Genomic DNA, 15962 nt, shown 5'->3' with positions numbered 1-15962 from the left:
TTCGCCGGGTCGGTCGGCACGGCGGCACAGCCGGCGCCGAAGTTCTCCATGGCCGGGGCGGCACTCGACGCCATCGGCGCGGGGCTGGTCATGGTGGGTGCGGCCGCCGGCTCGCCGGCGCCGCTGTCGTTGTCGTTGCTGCCACAGGCCGCCAGCGAGATCGAGAAGAGCGTGGCGGCGGTCAGGGCGGTGAGCTTGGTGGCGCGCATGACGTGTTTCCTCCGTTTTTAGCGGCTATACATGGTTTATTCGGGACGGTTGCTGACCCGGATGGGTGGTTCTCAGGTCAATTTCACGAGTGCCTGCAACGGAGCCGCCGGAGTGGGCGAACCCGGCGTGGGCTCGATCGTGACGCCGACCTCGGGCGAGTTCGGCAGGCCGTCGACAGCGCGGACCCGGGCTTCACCGGCCTGCGCGGCCTCGGTGAGCCGACGCTGCTGATCGACCCGATGGTCCTGCACCGCGTAGACCAACGAGCCAGTCCCGGCTGCCGCGACCAGCGCCGCTGCTGCCGCGCCCAGTCGCACCCGGCGCGACGATCCGGTTGCGCTCGGCCGGGCGGCCTGCTCGGGCGGCAACTGCCGGGTATTCGCGATGCCGGCCATCACGGTCTCGCGCAGGTGAGGCGGGGGCACCGACCAGGCGCCGTCGGCCAGGCGTGCCGTTGCTTCTCTGAGTTCGGCGAACTCGGCGCGGCAGTCGCGCAGCTGGGCCAACCCGTCGCGCATCCTCGATTTGATTGGTGGCAGCGGGGTCCGGAGCAGGCTATCCAGAAGTTGCCGACCGGACAAGGAAACAAGGTGCCCGGACCGACGGCTGATGTCGCGTTCGCCCATAACCGTGCCCTTCCTGCAGAATTTGCCGCTCGGACCATGATTCGGCGCTCGATTGGCTCCGGATGGGGATCAGCGGCTCAGAAAATCGGCAAGTAAGGCGTCTCTGGCTACAGGAGTTGCTGGCCTAACAAAAGGATGTTGAGTCCGCTGAGAACGGCTACGACCGCGGTCATGGCGACCACGGTGAACCGGCTGTTGACGTGCTCGCCCATGAGGCTGCGGCGGCTGGTCAGCACGAGCAGGCCGACCAGCGCGAAGGGGATACCGAAGGACAGAACGACCTGGCTGAGTACGAGTGCACGGGTCGGGTCGACCCCGGAGCAGAGCAGCACCACCGCCGGGGCCATGGTGACCGAACGCCTGACGGCCAGGGGAATACGCGTACGGAGGAATCCATCCATCACCATTTGCCCGGCTGCGGTGCCGACGCTGGACGATGCGATGCCGGAAGCGAGCAGGGCCGCGGCGAAGGCCAAGGCGGCGGCGCCGCCGACCAGGTTGTCGAGGCCGACGTGCACCGAGTCGAGAGTGATCGCGGGGGTGCCCGGGCCGCGGTGGAACAGTTTGGCGGCGATGGCCAGCATGCTGAGATTGACCAGACCGGCCAGGCTCATGGCGATGGCGATGTCGATGCGCTCCAAGCGCAGCAGTTCCCGCTTCTCGCCGGCGGTGCGGCCGGCCGCGCGGCCGCGCATCAGTCCCGAGTGCAGGTAGATGGCGTGCGGCATGACGGTGGCGCCGATGATGCCGACTGCGAGCAGCAGGACGTTGTCACCGCCGATGCTGGGCAGCAGGCCATTGAGGCTTTCCGAGGCCGACGGCGGGACGCGTACGGCCAGGTAGAGGAAGCCGGCGCAGATCATCGCGAGCATGGCGCCGATCGCCAGTTCGAAAGGGCGGTATCCGCGGCGCTGCAAGGCGAGTACGGCGAACGAGATGACGGCGGTGATCGCGGCGGCGAGCGGCATCGGGATGCCGAACAGCAGGTACAGCCCGATCGCGGCGCCAACGAATTCCGCCAGGTCGGTGGCCATCGCTACGATCTCGGCCTGCCCCCACATCACCCAGGAGCGGGGTCCGGGAAAGGTGTCGCGGAAGACGTGGGGCAGACTGCGGCCGGTGGCCACGCCGAGCTTGGCCGACATGAATTGGATGGGCATCGCGACCAAGTTGGCCAGGACGACAACCCAGACCAGTTGGTAGCCGGTGCTGGCACCGGCGGCGAAATTCGTGGCAAAGTTGCCCGGGTCCACGTAGGCGATGGCAGCTACGAATGCGGGACCGAGCGCGGTGGCTGCTCGCAGCCGGACCGGTCGGGTGCCGCGGCGCCCGAGCGGCGGCAGGGCGTACGTCATCGGGTTTTGCGTTTGAGCCATGTTGGTGTCTTCCTCGGGGTCACGGGCCCGCCGGCATGGCGGGCCCGTCCGGCACGGCTCAGGAACTGGTGTTCAGCTCACCGTTGACGCCCCAGGGGTAGAAGCCGCCCTTGGTGGTCTTGTTCGGGTTGAGGTAGACGATGTTCAACACCCGGTCGTAGGAACGGCTGAAGTTGATGCCGTTCTTGTCGGTCGGGTTGATGTTGGCATTCTTGTCGCGAATGATCGCCTGGTCCTCGTCGCCGTAACCGTCCAGCATGTTCCGGGCGGCAGAGAGCTTGACGACCTGCGGCGCCAAGTCCTTCTCGAACAGCGAGGACCGGATCGTCGCGGCGTGGTACGCCTCGGCCGACAGGATGCCCGCGGCCGCCTCGAGGTACGTCTTGTTGGTGATCAGCGGAGCAGCGCCTTTGTACGCGGTCACGCCGACGTCCTCGAACAGGAACGCAGCCAGCAGGAAGTTGTTCTCGTTGGCGTACGGGTCGAACACGGCGTTCGGCCCGATCAGCTTGGCCGCCCGCGCGGCCGCGGTGAAGCTGTCGCGGATGTTGATGGCCGGCCGCGACACGGCGGCGGAACCGAGCGCTCCCCGCAGGAATTTGACGTGGGCCAGTTCGTCGGCCGCGATCTCGGTGGCGTACTGACGGATGCGGCTGGTCTTGAACGGCACCTTTTTGCCGCCGGTGACCCCGCCGCGGCGTCCGGTACCGGTGGTCAGGCCATCGGCGAGGCCGTGCCCGTGCACGGCGTACGAATAGAACTCAGCCTCGAGGTATTCGAGGTTGAGGGCGAAGTTCAGGACGGCGCCGTCGCTGGGAGCGGCTGCTTCGGCGACGGTGCCGGCCACGTCCGAGTCGGCGAGAGCCGCGCTGGAACGCAGCGCACCGGCGCCGACGATGCCAAGCCCGAGCGCCCCTGCGCTCTGCAGGAACCGGCGCCGGTCGGTGGCGTTCTCCGAACTGCGGGCAATCATCTGCCCGACAAGCTTCTTTCCGAACACGTGGTACTCCTCGATGCTGGTTGCGGCGCGCCCGCGTGCGGCGGGCGTGAGGATGGCTCATCCGCCGTCTCATCAGGGCATGGCTCCGCCGAAGCAGTGGTCCTGATGAGGAGAGCGGAGACCGAGATCCACCGCTCCGCGGGGTGAGGCCGCGCGGGATTCCCGATCTTTCCCGGTCAGGAAGGACGGCTGTCCGCGTGAGGTGCAGCTGCCGCCGGCCTCAGAGAGGGCCGGACTCAGGCGTCGCGGGAACTCCGATCGTCAGCGATGCGCTTGCACCCACGTCCGAAGGTACGAGCAGGCAGGACGTCTGTCAGCCGGAAACTGAGATTGCCCTGAGGCTTGTCGCCTCGGGTTCACTTTGGCCCCGCCACTCGGAGTCCGGATGGGCGAGCTCACCCGTGAGGCGGCTCGCCCATGACACGATTCACCTAGGCCCGGGCTTCCTGAGCCGGATCCGGATCGAGCACGTTCCAGCCGCCTGGCGCGCCGGCCCTCCTAGACTGCAGCGCATGCGGAATCTGTTCGATCGAGGTGAATTTCTCTCGGCGTTCCTGACCAGGTGGTACGGCGAACCGGACCGGGACCGGAGGCTCGGCGAGCTGGATCCGGCCGTCCCCGACGAGCTCGTGAGCTGGCACCGCGACGCAGCCGGGTGGGAGCAGGGCATCGCGTTCCAGGACTATCCGCTGCCGCCCGAGGAGCTACGGCGGCGTCCCGACGGCAAGATGGTCTTCTGGATCGAGAACCAGGGCGGGTACGAGTGGGCGGCCGATCTCACCTCCGCGTCGCACGAGGTTCTCATGGCCGACGACGAGGACTGGCGAAGCACCGGTCTCGGCCTGCGCGACTTCCTGATCTACGTGACGCTGCGCGAGGCGATCATGGGCGGTGAGCACAGGGTCTTCGTGCCGAGCCTGCCCGGGGCGGACGCGGAGGCGATCCTGCGCGACTTCACCCCGCTCGGGTTGTTCTCGGCCGCCGGCCCCGACCCGGCGAGCCGGCTCCACGTGGGCGCGGATGCGCTGGTCGAGATCGCGACGCCACCCAGCGGGCATCCGGCCGACGAACGGAATGTCATGTTCAACATCGCGGCCGTGGACGGCCCGGCGCTCGATCGGTACCTGGCCGGCATCGACCAGAAATACCGGACCTGGGGTTGATGAGCGGGAGTGGGGGGGGGGGGGGGGGCGCCCCCCCCCGGGGGGGGCCCCCGGGGGGGGGGCCCGGCCCCCCCCCCCGCCGGCCCCCCCGCCCCCGCCCCCCCCCCCCGCGGGGGGGGGGGGTGGGGGGGGGGGGGGGGCCGGCCGCCCCCCCCCCCACTCCCGTGGATCTACAGGGCGTTACCGATGAAGGTGAACGGCCCGTACTTGGGGAAGAGGACGGTCAACGTGGCCCCCTCCGGCAACAGGTCCGAGATCGGTCCCTGCGTCATCGGGGCATCGCGTGTGGCTCTTCGTCCACCCATGCAGTAACTGCACATGATCGGCCCGCTGTCCATGTAGAGCGATCCGGACGAGAGGCCGTTCTGCCGCATGTAGGCCGCGGCCTGCATCTCGACGTGGTGGTAGTTCTGGTCGGTCATGCCCGGCAGCCGGTTCGGGCCGTCCGCGAACTGGTCGGCGTAGCCGCCCAGCCGGTCGGCCGGGTTGGGCCGGGCCGGGCCGCTGACGAACGGGACCTCGTCGACCCCGGTGTCGAGGATGCCGGCCCGCCGGGTCGGCCGGTCCCTGGGCAGCGCGTCCGCGTCCCCGCAATTGACGTTGTGGACGAGGACCGGCTGGTCGCCGGCGAGCACGAAGTACGTGTGCAGCTCGTCGACCGTGAGGTCGTACGTGATCGCCTTGTGCTGGTACGACCGGACCGCCGAGACCTGGACGTACGTGCCGGCCGCGGTCCGCAGGAGCTCGCCCTCGCGAAGATCGCCCGCGTCGACCCACTGCTTACGGGTCTCCGACCAGAACGGGTGGTGCTCGGTGGTCGTGATCGTGGACGAGGTGTCGTCCGAGGCGACCGTGACGTCGACGAACTCCTTGTCGTCGTCGGTCCGGATGGTGTGGGTGACCTGCTGGTCCGAGGTCTCACCGGTCGACGGGTCGGTGGCCCGGACGGTGTCGCCCGGTTCGACCTCCTCGATCGGTTTGCTCGTCCCGTCGGCCATGAGCACCGTGGTGCCGGCGACGAAGCTGTGCGGGATCGGGCAGGCCCCGCCGTCGCCCGCGTCCTTCTTCGTCTTCGCCTTGGCCTTGGCAGCCAGGGCTTTCGCCTTGGCCTGAGCTTCGGCCGCCGCCTTCTTGGCCGCTCTCTCAGCGGCCGCCTTGGCCGCGGCGGCCTTGTCAGCGGCTGCCTTGGCCGCAGCCGCGGCCGCTTCCTTGGCCGCCTTGGCCGCGTCCTCGGCGCCCTTGATGATGGCTTTGGCCCACTTCAACTCCTGGAAGAAGGTGACCACGGCCTTGCCGGCCTTGAAGATCGCCTCGCCGATCTTCTTGGCCTTGAAGATCTTGCCCCACGGCAGCGCCCCGACGACCATCGAGACGCAGGCGACCAGGTCGCCCTTGAGGCAGTTGAGGATGTCGTTGATCCCGAGGAACTCCATCAGGATCTGGCCGCCGGCCTCCAGGATCACGTCGAGCGTGCTCTTGGACTGCAGCTGATTGGCCTTGGCCAGGTCCTCCGGCGACGGCCCGGTCGTGGCCGCGGGGGTCGTCCCGCCGGCCGTGGTGGTCGGGCCGGCGTCGGGCATCAGGCCGGTCGGGTCGCTGAACGCCACCGGGTTGTTCGCGGCGTACGTGTAGGCCGAGGTCGCGCCCTGGCCGGTCGGCATCGGGTCACGGCTGTCGAACCGTCCGTTGCCGGGGTCGTAGTTGCGGGCCCGCATGAAGTAGTTGCCGCTGCCGGAGGTCGAGTCCTGGTAGGCGCCGGTGTACTGCAGCGGGTTCTCGATGCTCTCGGCCGGCAGCGCCTGCCCGGCCACGGTCGGCCCGACCCGCGGGTTGCCGAACGGGTCGTAGTCGTACGCCTTCTCGGGCGTGCCGGAGGGCGACAGCACGTTCGCCGTGCCGCCCAGCCAGTCGTGGGTGTACGCGTGCACCCCGCTCGCCGGGTCGATCAGAGCCAGCGGCTCGTCGTCCGGCCCGTACGTGAAGGCGCGCTTCTCGGTGACCGCACCGCCCTGTTCGGTGGTGTCGATCGCGATCTGCGGCAGCGTCCCGGCGACGTCCCACGTCCAGCGCTGGGTCGTGGTCCGCCCCTGGAAGGCCGAGGACGAGGAGATCCGCAGCCCGCCGGCGTCGTAGTCGAAGGTCGTCGACTGGCCGGACGCCAGTGTCGCCTTGGCCAGGGTGTTGTCCAGGTTGTACTCGAGTTTGTCGCCGCCGGCCTTGATCTGGTTGCCGCGGGCGTCGTACTTGTACTCGGTCTCCCGCTCGTGCGACGGGCCCTCGAGCTCCTCCTCCTCGAGCTGGTCGGCGTCGTCGTACTCGTACTCGGTGACGTCGTTGCCGGCCGTGCCCGTGCGGACCTGCTTGGTGCGGTTGCCGTTCAGGTCGTACTTGTAGTCGATGCGGCCGACCGGCTTGACCGTCTTGTCGGTGCAGGAGGCGACGCCGTAGCAGGCCGAGATGACCTGGTCGGCCTCGTCGTAGCCGTACGCGACCGACTCGGCCACGCCACCGCGCGTGGTCACCACGCGGCTCGGGTTGCCGACCTTGTCCAGGGTGAGGTCGTATTTCGAGATCGGATCCTGCACGCCGGGCAGAGGCTCGCCGGTCCGCTCGGTGCCGATCGAGGTGAGCCGGCCCGCGGCGTCGTACACCCGGGTCTCGGTCAGCCCGGTCGCCGCGGGCAGCGTCGTGCTGGTCCGCCGGCCCGCCACGTCGTAGCCGAAGCCCCAGGTGGCGCCGGCCGCGGTCAGCGACGTGATCCGGCTCGCGGCGTCGTAGCCGTAGGACAGGGTGGTGCCGTCCGGATACTGCCGGCTGGTGACGTTGCCCCGGGCGTCGTACTCGTAGGCGAACCTCTCGTCGGCCCGACCGGCCTCCTTACGGGTGATCGTCCGGATCTGGTCCTCGTCGTCGTAGACGACCTCCCGCACGCCCAGCGGGTCACCGAGCGAGGTCGTCCGGTCCTTGGCGTCGTAGCCCCAGGTGTAGACCGGCCCGCCGGTGCCCTCGGTGCGCCGGGCCAGGCGGTTGACGATGTCGTACTCGTCGACGATGGTCCGCTTGGCCAGGTCCTTGGCGCTGAGGTCGTCGAATTCCTCGTCCTCGCCCAGGGTCAGCGACTGGATCCGGTTGCTGTCCGCGTCGTACTTCGCGTAGGTGCTGCGCCCGATCGGGTCGGTGCTGCGGATCAGCCGGCCCGCCTCGTCGTAGTAGACGGTGCTCCGGTTGCCCTTGGGGTCGGTGACCGACGCCAGGGCGCCGTCCTCGCCGTACGCGTAGAGGGTCGAATCCTCCTCCGGGTCGTCGGAGTCGAATTCGGCGTTGGGCGCGGTGACCGTACGGGTCTGGTCGTCGTCGTTGTAGGTGTAGCGGGTGACGTGACCGTTGGCGTCGGTGCTGGACACCGTCCGGTTGAGCGCGTCGTACTTGGCCGTGGTGACGTTGTCGAGGGCGTCGATCGTCCTCGTCGGGTTGCCGGCCGGGTCGTACTCGAAGTGCGAGGTGAACCGCTCCTGGTCGGCTCCCGCGACGTTGCCTCGCGGTTCGGTGACCGACTCCCGCAGGCCGTCGTCGGTGTACGTGTACGTGGTGACGCCGCCGGTGGCCGAGATCTGCTTGATCTTGTTGCCGGCCTCGTCGTACTCGGACTTGGTCTCGACCCCGCCCGAGTCGGTGATCCCGGTCTGCCGTCCGGCCTTGTCGTAGGTCATCGACGACGTCCGGCCCAGGCTGTCCCTGGTGGCGGTGACCTGGCCGCTGTTGGAGCGCTGCGAGCTGGACGTCTTACCGAGCTCGTCGGTCGTCTCGACGCTGCGGTCGAGGTCGTCGACCTTGAAGTCCTTGATGGCGACCTGCCCGTTCGGGTACGGCCGGCGCATCTGGATCAGGTTGTCGTTGTGGTCGTACTTGTAGGTGGTGGTGAAGTCGGCCTTGGTGGCGCCGGGCACGTTGCCGCGGGGCGAGGTGACCGACTCGATCAGGCCCTTGGCGTTGTACGTCCAGCTCGTGACCAGGTCGGCCTCGTGCTTCATGTCGACCGCGGCGGTCAGCCGGCGGCCGGCCGCGGTGTACGTGTAGAGCAGGGTCCGGCGGGCCTCGTACGTGGCCTTGGGCAGGTTGTTGTCGAAGTAGGCGTACGAGACCGAGACCCCGCCCGGCGTCGTCGTCTTCTTCAGCCGGCCGGCCGCGTCGTACTCGCTGACGCCCGGGTTCCGCTTGCCCGGCGAATGGACGGCCACCGCCCGGTCCAGATCGTCGTAGACCGTACGGGTCGTGAAGTTCTCCGGTTTGGCCCCGGCCACCGTGCCGCGCGGGTCGGTGACGGTCAGGCGGCGGCCGACCTTGTCGTAGCCGTACGCGATCCGGCGGCCCTCGGGCGAGACGGACGCCTTGGTCAGACCGGCGTTCTGGACACCGTCGGCGACGGGCTCGTACCGGGTGGTCTTGCCCCGCTGGTCGGTCGTGGTGAGCCGCAGGCCCCGTACGTCGTACGTGTGGGTGATCGAGTGGTTCTCCGGGTCGGTCGTCCGGACCAGCTCGTCGAACTCGTTGTACTCGTCCTTCCACGTCTGGCCGTCGGCGTCGACGTGGGTGGTCGGGTTGTTGCGGGCGTCGTACGTCGTCTTCTCGCTGAAGCGCTTGCCCGGCGCGAACTGCTCGATCCGGTTGCCGGCCGCGTCGTACCGCGACTCGTGCTGGTTCTGGTTGCCGTTGACGACCAGGCTGCGGTTCAGAGTGCCGTCGTACCGGTGGTTGTTGGTGTCGCCGTTGCCGCGCTGCGTGTAGAGCAGCACGTTGCCCTTGTAGCCGTCCCAGACGACCACGTTGTCGGCGTCGACGGTCCTGGCCTCCTGCTTGGCCGCGTTCCACTCGAACGTCGTGGCCGCGCCCAGCGCGTCGAGCTGCCGGACGATCCGGCCGTTCACGCCGTACTCGTTGGTCAGCATCACGACCTTGCGCGGGTCGATCGCCTGGGTCAGCAGCCGGTTCGCGCCGTACTTGTACTGCCAGACCTCGCCCGCGGCGTCGATCACCTTGGTCAGCAGACCGTCGGTGTAGAAGTACTGCGTCTTCCGGCTGTCCGGCAGCGTGATCGACTGGATCAGTCCGCCCGTCAGCTTCACCGCGGCCTTGCGCCCCGAAGCGTCGGTCACCGTGATGCTCGTGTCGGTGTGCGCGAACCGCAACCCGACCTGACGCGGGTTCAGGATCGACACCAGCCGGCCCTGACCGTCGAAGGCGAAGACGATGTTGTTGCGGGTCACCAGCTCCCAGCCGGTGCCCGCCTTGCGCAGCGTCGACCGCACGCCCGGCGGCCGTACGTAGGAATCGCCGTCGGTCTTGAAGAGCGTGTCCGAGCCGTCCTCGGCCCGGACCAGCGCCCCGTCCGCGGTCGCCGTGACCTTCATGTCGTACACCCACGCCCAGCCGGGCCCGAACGCCGACGCGCCCGTGTTCAACGACGAGTACGCACGGCCGGACGAGAACGGCACCCCGAACGAGACCATCGACAGGTCGCCCGCGTTGAGCGTGAAGCCGCCCGTGCCGGTGTTGACGCCGGTCGCCCGCACGGCCTGACTGGCGTCGGTCATCCCCAGCGCCACCGAGCACCCGCAGCCCGCGGCCTGCCGGTCCGGGATGGCCGGCGGGTCCACGGTCGTACGCGGCTGCGCGTTCTCCGAGTTCGCCGACGGCACCTCACCGTCCGGGTACAGCGCCGTGATGGTGACGAAGTAGCTCCTGGCCGCGTCGAGCTGCCAGCCCTCGGCCGCGCCCAGCGACTTGCAGAAGCCGCGCAGGTCCCCGCAGCCGTCGTTGCCCAGCTGGTCGAGGCCGAGAACGGCGGACTCCTGCCTGGTCTGCGACTCGGTGTCGTAGAGGTCGACCCGCCACGACTCGAAGCCGCGGTCCTTCAGATTGAAATACGCGACCAATGACGTGTCCCCGACCACGAACCCGGGCCGCAGCAACACATCGACGAACGCTTCACCCGGCGCCGCGTCGGCCGCCCGGGCCAGCGCCGCCTTACCCACCTTCTCGGCCCCGCCACCGGCCTCGACCAGCGGCGGCACGACCGGCGGCCGCATGTTCCCGGCCACCGCGTCATCGCTGGCGGCACCGGCCGGCACACCCCGCTGCTGAGGCGCCTGCCCCGCGCTGACTTTCGGGACGTCGCCCGGATCGGCCAGGGCCGGCACATCGGCCGGCGGCGCCAGGGTGGCAACGAGTAAGAATGCGCTGAAGCCCGCCAACCAGCGGGCACGCCCAATGGACATGAGCGTCTACCTCCCCCGTAGGACGATCAAAGGGGAAGCCAAGCATGTACATCTATCTATGGAGTCGAAGAGTCCTAGATCCGTCATCCACCGGAGGTTTGAGCCGAGCTCACCACTTCCGGTCGCAGCGCGGCGGCTATCCGTGGATCAGGGCGGGCAGCACGAACACCATGATCGAGGACCAGGTGACGTGGGTCAGGATCGGCGCCAGGACACCGCCGGAGGCCCGGCGTTGCAGGCCCAGCACCAGGCCGAGCAGGAACGCGGCGAAGACCAGCATGAGGTTGCCGGTCGCGACCGTCGCCACGGCGTAGACGACGGTGGAGATCGGCACGGCGTGCCGCCGCCCGATCGCCGCGAACAACGCGCCGCGGAAGAAGACCTCCTCGGCCACCCCGTTGAGCAGGGTGACGGCCACGATCGGCACGACGGCCCCGTACCGCGCATGGTCGAGAACGCTGTTGACCAGGTCCCGCAGCGGCGCCAACTCCCGCACCACCAGCGCGCCGGCCACGAAGATGCCGCCGAGCACCAGCCCGGTGACGACCGGCGTGACGATCGGGCGGCGCAGCCTGTCCCGGAACGGGATGTGGCCCAGATGCAACGGACCGGACAGCAGCGCTCCCCCGATCCAGGTGCACGCGACCAGGACGGTCAGCAGATAGAAGAGATTGTCGCCCGGCCGGACCGACAACGAGATCCCCAGCAGGACGGCCCCGAGCACCAGGGTGGCCGCGACGACGACGCGCCGCCGGCGGAACTGCTGGTCGGTCTGCTGGTGATCGCGTTCGACCTGATCGATCAGGGACGGTCCCAGCGCCCGCCGGGCGCGGCCCAGCCAGGGCGAGCTCACCGCGATCCGGCCCGATCGTGCTGTCCGGCGCTCTCACGGTCGGCCAGGGCCAGGCGCACCGCCTCGTCGTAACCGATGAGCTCGCCGGGCAGCAGCCGGGTGATGGCGTCGTCCTTCACGACGACCTCGTTGGACATCGAGTCGACCAGGTTGCGGGCGGTCTCCTCGTCGACGTCGGTGACGAACTTGAGCCAGGCCGACGACAAGCGCGGGGTCAGCAGCGGCACGGTGACGTTCGGCAGGTGACCGCCCTGGATCTCGGCCACCCGCTGCAACATGTCGATGTAGCGCAGAACCTCCGGCCCACCGATCTCGTACGTACTGCCTCGGGCCTCCTCCGGCTCGAGCACTCCGGTGAGGTAGCGGACCGCATCCGGCAGGGCGATCGGCTGAGTCCGGGTGTTCACCCACTGCGGGGTCACCATCGCCGGCAGCCGCTCGGCCAACTGGCGGGTGATCTCCCACGAGATTCCGCCGTGGCCGATGACCACCGCCGCCCGCAGCACGGTCACCGGGACCGGACCGGCCTGCAGGATCCGCTCGACGTCGCGGCGCGAGCGCAGATGGGCCGACAGCTCGCCGTCGTCGGCGCCGAGACCGCCGAGGTAGATGATCCGTTCCGCCTCGGCACCGGCCGCGGCCGCGGCGAAGTTGCGGGCGGCCTCGGCGTCGCGCTTCTCGAAGTCGTCCGATCCGAGCGAATGGACCAGGTAGTAGGCCACGTCGACCCCGGCGAAGGCCGCGGTCAGGCTGCCGGGATCGGACACATCGGCCCGGACCGGCTCACCGGCGCCGCCGTAGCCGTCCGGGTTCCGGGTCATGGCCCGTACCCGATAGCCCTCCTCGACCAGGCGGGCCGCTACATGGGAACCGATGAAGCCGGACGCACCACTTACCAGAACTGTCTTGGACACGAACTCCTATTACCCGCGCCGACCGCCCGCACACGGCATACCCACGGCGTCGGGGTGGCCGAGGTGGTCGAGGTGGTCGAGGTGGTCGAGGTGGTCGAGCATCAGGACGCCGCACCAGATCTGGCCGATCGGGTTGGCGATGCCACGGCCGGCGATGTCGGGGCCGATCCGTGCACCGGTTCGAACAGGGTCGAGCACGAGGTGGGCGGTGAGCGCGTCGATGTGGAGCTCCATCGGTCGTACGGGATCCGTGGCGTCGGCCCGGCCGAGAGCACCGGAAAATCCGTGGTCAGGTACCAGCCGGACACCATGATGACCACGACGCGGCGACCCACCGCCGCTGCCACGTACGCGACTCACCGGCAGCCCAGGTCGTAGCGGCTCCAAACGCAGTATCGGCCAGGAACCCGAACGGTCCTGGCCGAGATCCGGCCTCGCTCCGTCAGACCGGCCGGCTGGCGACATCAGTCCGGAGCGGGATCGCCGGATCCGGGCGACCCGCTGACGTTCGTCCCGAGGGAGGCACGAGGATCTCGGCGGCCAGCTGCGGGGTGGCGCCGCGCAGGAAGGCGATCGTCTGGTCCACACCGGCGTCGGGGACCGTGTAGTGGCGGGCACCCGCGGCTGTGGCGATGCCGATCGTCATCCGGTCGCCCCGGCGTTGCAACAGTGACTGGCGCAACGACCAGCCGATGACGGCGCGAGCGGCTGCCCGGCCAGCACGCCACGTCCGGCATCGAGCAGGTCGACGCCGAACGGTCGCAGGAACCAGTACAGGGCGAACATCGGCGCCGCCGCCGTGAGCACGGCCCAGACGTTCACGGCGTTAAGTGGCACCCAGCGGACGTCCCACCGGGCGATCACCGTCTCCGGCACCTCGACGGTCACCTCGTCCCCGTCGCTGTCCGCCGGCACTACGGCACCCGGCGACAACTCCCGATGCAGCCGGTCGGCTTCCCTCCGGTCGAGCGCGTCGAGGTCGAACGACGAGTCCGCGTCGCCCGACCCGACGTGCACCACCCGCAGCCCAAGGACCCGGTGGAGCCACTTGGCCGTGCTGTCGACCGTACGGATGCGGTCACGGTTGACGGTGCGATGCTTGCGCTGCACCAGGCCGCTGCGCATCTCGACCCGTTCCGGCGTGACGCGGTAACGCGTGGCCATCCAGCGCACGAGACCGGCGAGCGCACCGAGCAGCCCCACCACGGAGCCGCCCACGAGGACCCAGATGGGGCCGTCGTCGCCCAACGTGACCCCCAGAAAGCCAGGCACCAGCGAGCCCACCAGCCGGATCAGATCGAGGTAGACAGCACGGACACTCAACCGGCGCCAGGGATACGCCTCGGCTGTCATGTCGCGTCGCCGGCGGTCGCCGCGGTGACCTCGCGCAGCCGCTCGACCGTCGCCCGGGCCACCGTCGCGTCCAGGCCCTCGATCGAGATCTTGCCCTCGGACGACGCGGTCGTGATCCGGATGGTGGCCAGCCCGAGCAGGCTCTGCAGGGGACCGATCTCGGTGTCGATGCTCTGGATCCGGCTGATCGGCACGATCTGCCAGCGCCGGGTCAGCCACCCCTCGAGCGCATACACCGCGTCGTCGGTCGCCTGCCACCGGTGCACCAGGTACCGCGCAGTCGGCACCACCGCGATCTCGACGGCGAACAGCACCGAAAGGATGATCAGGACCGGTCCGAGCCAGGGCCGCGTGACCTCCGCGAAGTAGTGGACCGCCCCGACCACGCCGAGGACCACCACGGCCGACAGCACGGCCTGCGCCGTCTGCCACACGATGAACCGCCGATCCACCCGGTGCCGCGGCGGCCGGATCCTCCACTCGGTCTCACCGGTAGCACTGTCCGAATCCATCCCTTCACGCTAGAAGCCTTCGTCCAGGCCCGATACCGACTTTGGTCGCCGCTGGATCTCCTTCGTCGATCCGTCCCGGCGCGGTATCCACGACACGTTGCTGTGTCAGGCGCCGATGATCAGTCGTTGTCGCGGGCGAGCAGATCGTAGGTCAGTGCGGTGACGTTCTCGGCATTCGGCGGCGCCGGTGGAGTCTTGACGCCGTCGTACCGGGTGACGGTGATGACCAGCGGCGGTTCCGGTTGGCTGTCCGGGGCCTGGGACGCGAGCGTGCTCGGCAGGTTGAGCGTGAAGCTGGCCAGTCGGCCCTGCCCGTCGAGCGTGGCCCGGTAGTTCATGGCCGTGGCCGACGGGCCATAGAAAGTGGCCGGCTCGTCAATGATCAGGCGTTGCTCCGGGTCGACCTTCGAGGCGTCGAGTGTGCCGGTGATGGTGTCACCGGTTCGATCCGCGCTCGTCACCGCGCTGATCAGCGCATCGGCGCCGGTGATGTCCGGCTTGTCAGCGGTCGGGACGGGCGCGGTGTAGTCCAAGGAACTCTGCTCCTCGACCGCGGCGACCTCGGCGAGACGCTGCGGGTCGGTCCGGAGCCAGCGCGTGCCGTCCAGCTGGGCGATGGCGGCCGCGTACCGGTCGACCTCGGACTGGGAAAGCCCGGCGCTCTTGATCTGGTCCAGAACTCCAGGACTTGAGTACGTGCCCTCGCCCGACGGTTTGAGATACGTGGCTTTCCCGACCCGCATGACGGACATCTTGTTGCGATACTCGACGACGTAGCCCTCGGCCACATCGATCTCGGCGCGGGTGATGTCGGTCTGCAGATACGCACCGGTGCGGGTGAAGGCGTAGCGCCCCGAACTCAGGCCCTGAAGGGAGTTGTCGAGGTCCTGGATCGCCTGGCCGCCCCCGGCGACGATCGAATCGTTGCCACCGGGCCGCAACGCGATGATGCCACCGGTCATCGCGACCACGGCGACGGCGACGCCGGCCGCGGCGATCACACGCCGCTGAGCGCGTCGGCGCCGGCCGGACCGCAGAATCGGGCCCGGTTCCAGCGGGTCCGTGCCCCGGGCCAGATCGTTCATGGCATTGCGCAGGTCATCGTGGGTGGGGCTCATGACTGCTCCTTGGTGCCGTGAAGGGGACTCGGACCGCGAACCTCGTCGTCGAGCGTGACGCGCATCTTGCGCAGCGCGGTGTGGCAGGTCGACTTGACCGTGCCGACGCTGATCCCGAGAGCCTTGGCCACATCACGCTCGGTGTGATCGTCGAAGTAGCGCAGCACGACGACGGCTCGTTCCCGGTCGGTGAGAAGGTCGAGCGCGGCCAGCAACACACTGCGGTCCTCGAAAGCGCTGTCGGGGCCGCTGGGAGATTCGGGAATGACATCAACGGGCCGTTCGTGGCGCTGATGCGCAGTACGCCACCAGTCGGTGACCGCATTTGTCACGGATCGCTGAACATACCCGTACGGATCGTCGTGCTCGATGCGCGACCATCGCTGATACGCCCGGACGAGGACGGTCTGCACGATGTCTCGAGCCTGCTCGCGGTGCCCGCACAGCAACTCGGCGTGCGCGACCAGCCGATGGGAACGAGTCGCCACGAACGCGGTGAACGACTCGTCAAGATCCCGGCCTCGTCTGAACTTCATGATCCCTCAGACGTACCAACCTCGGG

Annotated in this window: 13 protein-coding genes and 1 pseudogene; 1 reads left to right on the top strand and 13 read right to left on the bottom strand. The window is 69.1% G+C overall.

Features of this window, described 5'->3' with window-relative positions; all coding sequences use genetic code 11:
• The 4 genes and pseudogenes from M1L60_RS33980 to M1L60_RS33965 all read right to left on the bottom strand — a co-directional run.
• Positions 1–209 (bottom strand): annotated as a pseudogene (locus M1L60_RS33980) (fasciclin domain-containing protein); the annotation flags it as partial.
• Between the two features lie 72 nt (positions 210–281).
• The gene (locus tag M1L60_RS33975) at positions 282–836 is read right to left on the bottom strand and encodes a sigma-70 family RNA polymerase sigma factor (protein WP_253241667.1); all 555 of its coding nucleotides are present in this window, start codon (positions 834–836) and stop codon (positions 282–284) included.
• Positions 837–943: 107 nt separating this feature from the next.
• Positions 944–2212 (bottom strand): Nramp family divalent metal transporter, encoded by a 1269-nt coding sequence (locus tag M1L60_RS33970; RefSeq protein WP_253241666.1) that lies wholly within the window; start codon positions 2210–2212, stop codon positions 944–946.
• 58 nt (positions 2213–2270) lie between these two features.
• On the bottom strand, positions 2271–3212 hold the full coding sequence (locus M1L60_RS33965; RefSeq protein WP_253241665.1) for a ferritin-like domain-containing protein: 942 nt from the start codon (positions 3210–3212) through the stop codon (positions 2271–2273).
• A 512-nt stretch (positions 3213–3724) separates the two neighbouring features.
• Here M1L60_RS33965 and M1L60_RS33960 point away from each other — a divergent pair.
• Positions 3725–4375: a hypothetical protein gene (locus M1L60_RS33960; protein WP_253241664.1), complete on the top strand. Its 651-nt coding sequence runs from the start codon at positions 3725–3727 to the stop codon at positions 4373–4375.
• Between the two features lie 170 nt (positions 4376–4545).
• On the opposite strand, the gene M1L60_RS33955 is transcribed toward M1L60_RS33960, so the two are convergent.
• The 9 genes from M1L60_RS33955 to M1L60_RS33915 form a co-directional block, all read right to left on the bottom strand.
• Positions 4546–10650 (bottom strand): polymorphic toxin-type HINT domain-containing protein, encoded by a 6105-nt coding sequence (locus tag M1L60_RS33955; RefSeq protein WP_253241663.1) that lies wholly within the window; start codon positions 10648–10650, stop codon positions 4546–4548.
• A gap of 136 nt (positions 10651–10786) precedes the next feature.
• Positions 10787–11503, bottom strand: a complete 717-nt coding sequence (locus M1L60_RS48040) for a CPBP family intramembrane glutamic endopeptidase (protein WP_253241662.1) — start codon at positions 11501–11503, stop codon at positions 10787–10789.
• Entirely contained in the window at positions 11500–12417 is a 918-nt protein-coding gene (locus M1L60_RS33945) for an NAD(P)H-binding protein (RefSeq protein WP_253241661.1), read from the bottom strand. Before M1L60_RS33945 ends, M1L60_RS48040 begins: the two co-directional genes overlap by 4 nt.
• Before the next feature lie 9 nt (positions 12418–12426).
• Positions 12427–12651, bottom strand: coding sequence for an isocitrate/isopropylmalate family dehydrogenase (locus M1L60_RS33940; RefSeq protein WP_253241660.1), 225 nt, complete (start codon positions 12649–12651; stop codon positions 12427–12429).
• Positions 12652–12859: 208 nt separating this feature from the next.
• Positions 12860–13063, bottom strand: coding sequence for a hypothetical protein (locus tag M1L60_RS33935; RefSeq protein ID WP_253241659.1), 204 nt, complete (start codon positions 13061–13063; stop codon positions 12860–12862).
• Positions 13060–13770 (bottom strand): PH domain-containing protein, encoded by a 711-nt coding sequence (locus tag M1L60_RS33930; protein ID WP_253241658.1) that lies wholly within the window; start codon positions 13768–13770, stop codon positions 13060–13062. The genes M1L60_RS33935 and M1L60_RS33930 overlap by 4 nt, the downstream gene beginning before the upstream one ends.
• Positions 13767–14282: a PH domain-containing protein gene (locus tag M1L60_RS33925; protein WP_253241657.1), complete on the bottom strand. Its 516-nt coding sequence runs from the start codon at positions 14280–14282 to the stop codon at positions 13767–13769. Before M1L60_RS33925 ends, M1L60_RS33930 begins: the two co-directional genes overlap by 4 nt.
• A gap of 119 nt (positions 14283–14401) precedes the next feature.
• Positions 14402–15400, bottom strand: a complete 999-nt coding sequence (locus M1L60_RS33920) for a hypothetical protein (RefSeq protein WP_253241656.1) — start codon at positions 15398–15400, stop codon at positions 14402–14404.
• Positions 15397–15936 (bottom strand): SigE family RNA polymerase sigma factor, encoded by a 540-nt coding sequence (locus tag M1L60_RS33915; protein ID WP_253241655.1) that lies wholly within the window; start codon positions 15934–15936, stop codon positions 15397–15399. The genes M1L60_RS33920 and M1L60_RS33915 overlap by 4 nt, the downstream gene beginning before the upstream one ends.
• Positions 15937–15962: the final 26 nt, after the last annotated feature.

The sequence above is a fragment of the Paractinoplanes aksuensis genome (assembly GCF_024137025.1).
In the GTDB taxonomy this organism is placed as follows: domain Bacteria; phylum Actinomycetota; class Actinomycetes; order Mycobacteriales; family Micromonosporaceae; genus Actinoplanes; species Actinoplanes aksuensis.
The sequence above is the reverse complement of the archived record's forward strand: the minus strand, read 5'-3'. Positions and strand labels throughout refer to the sequence as shown.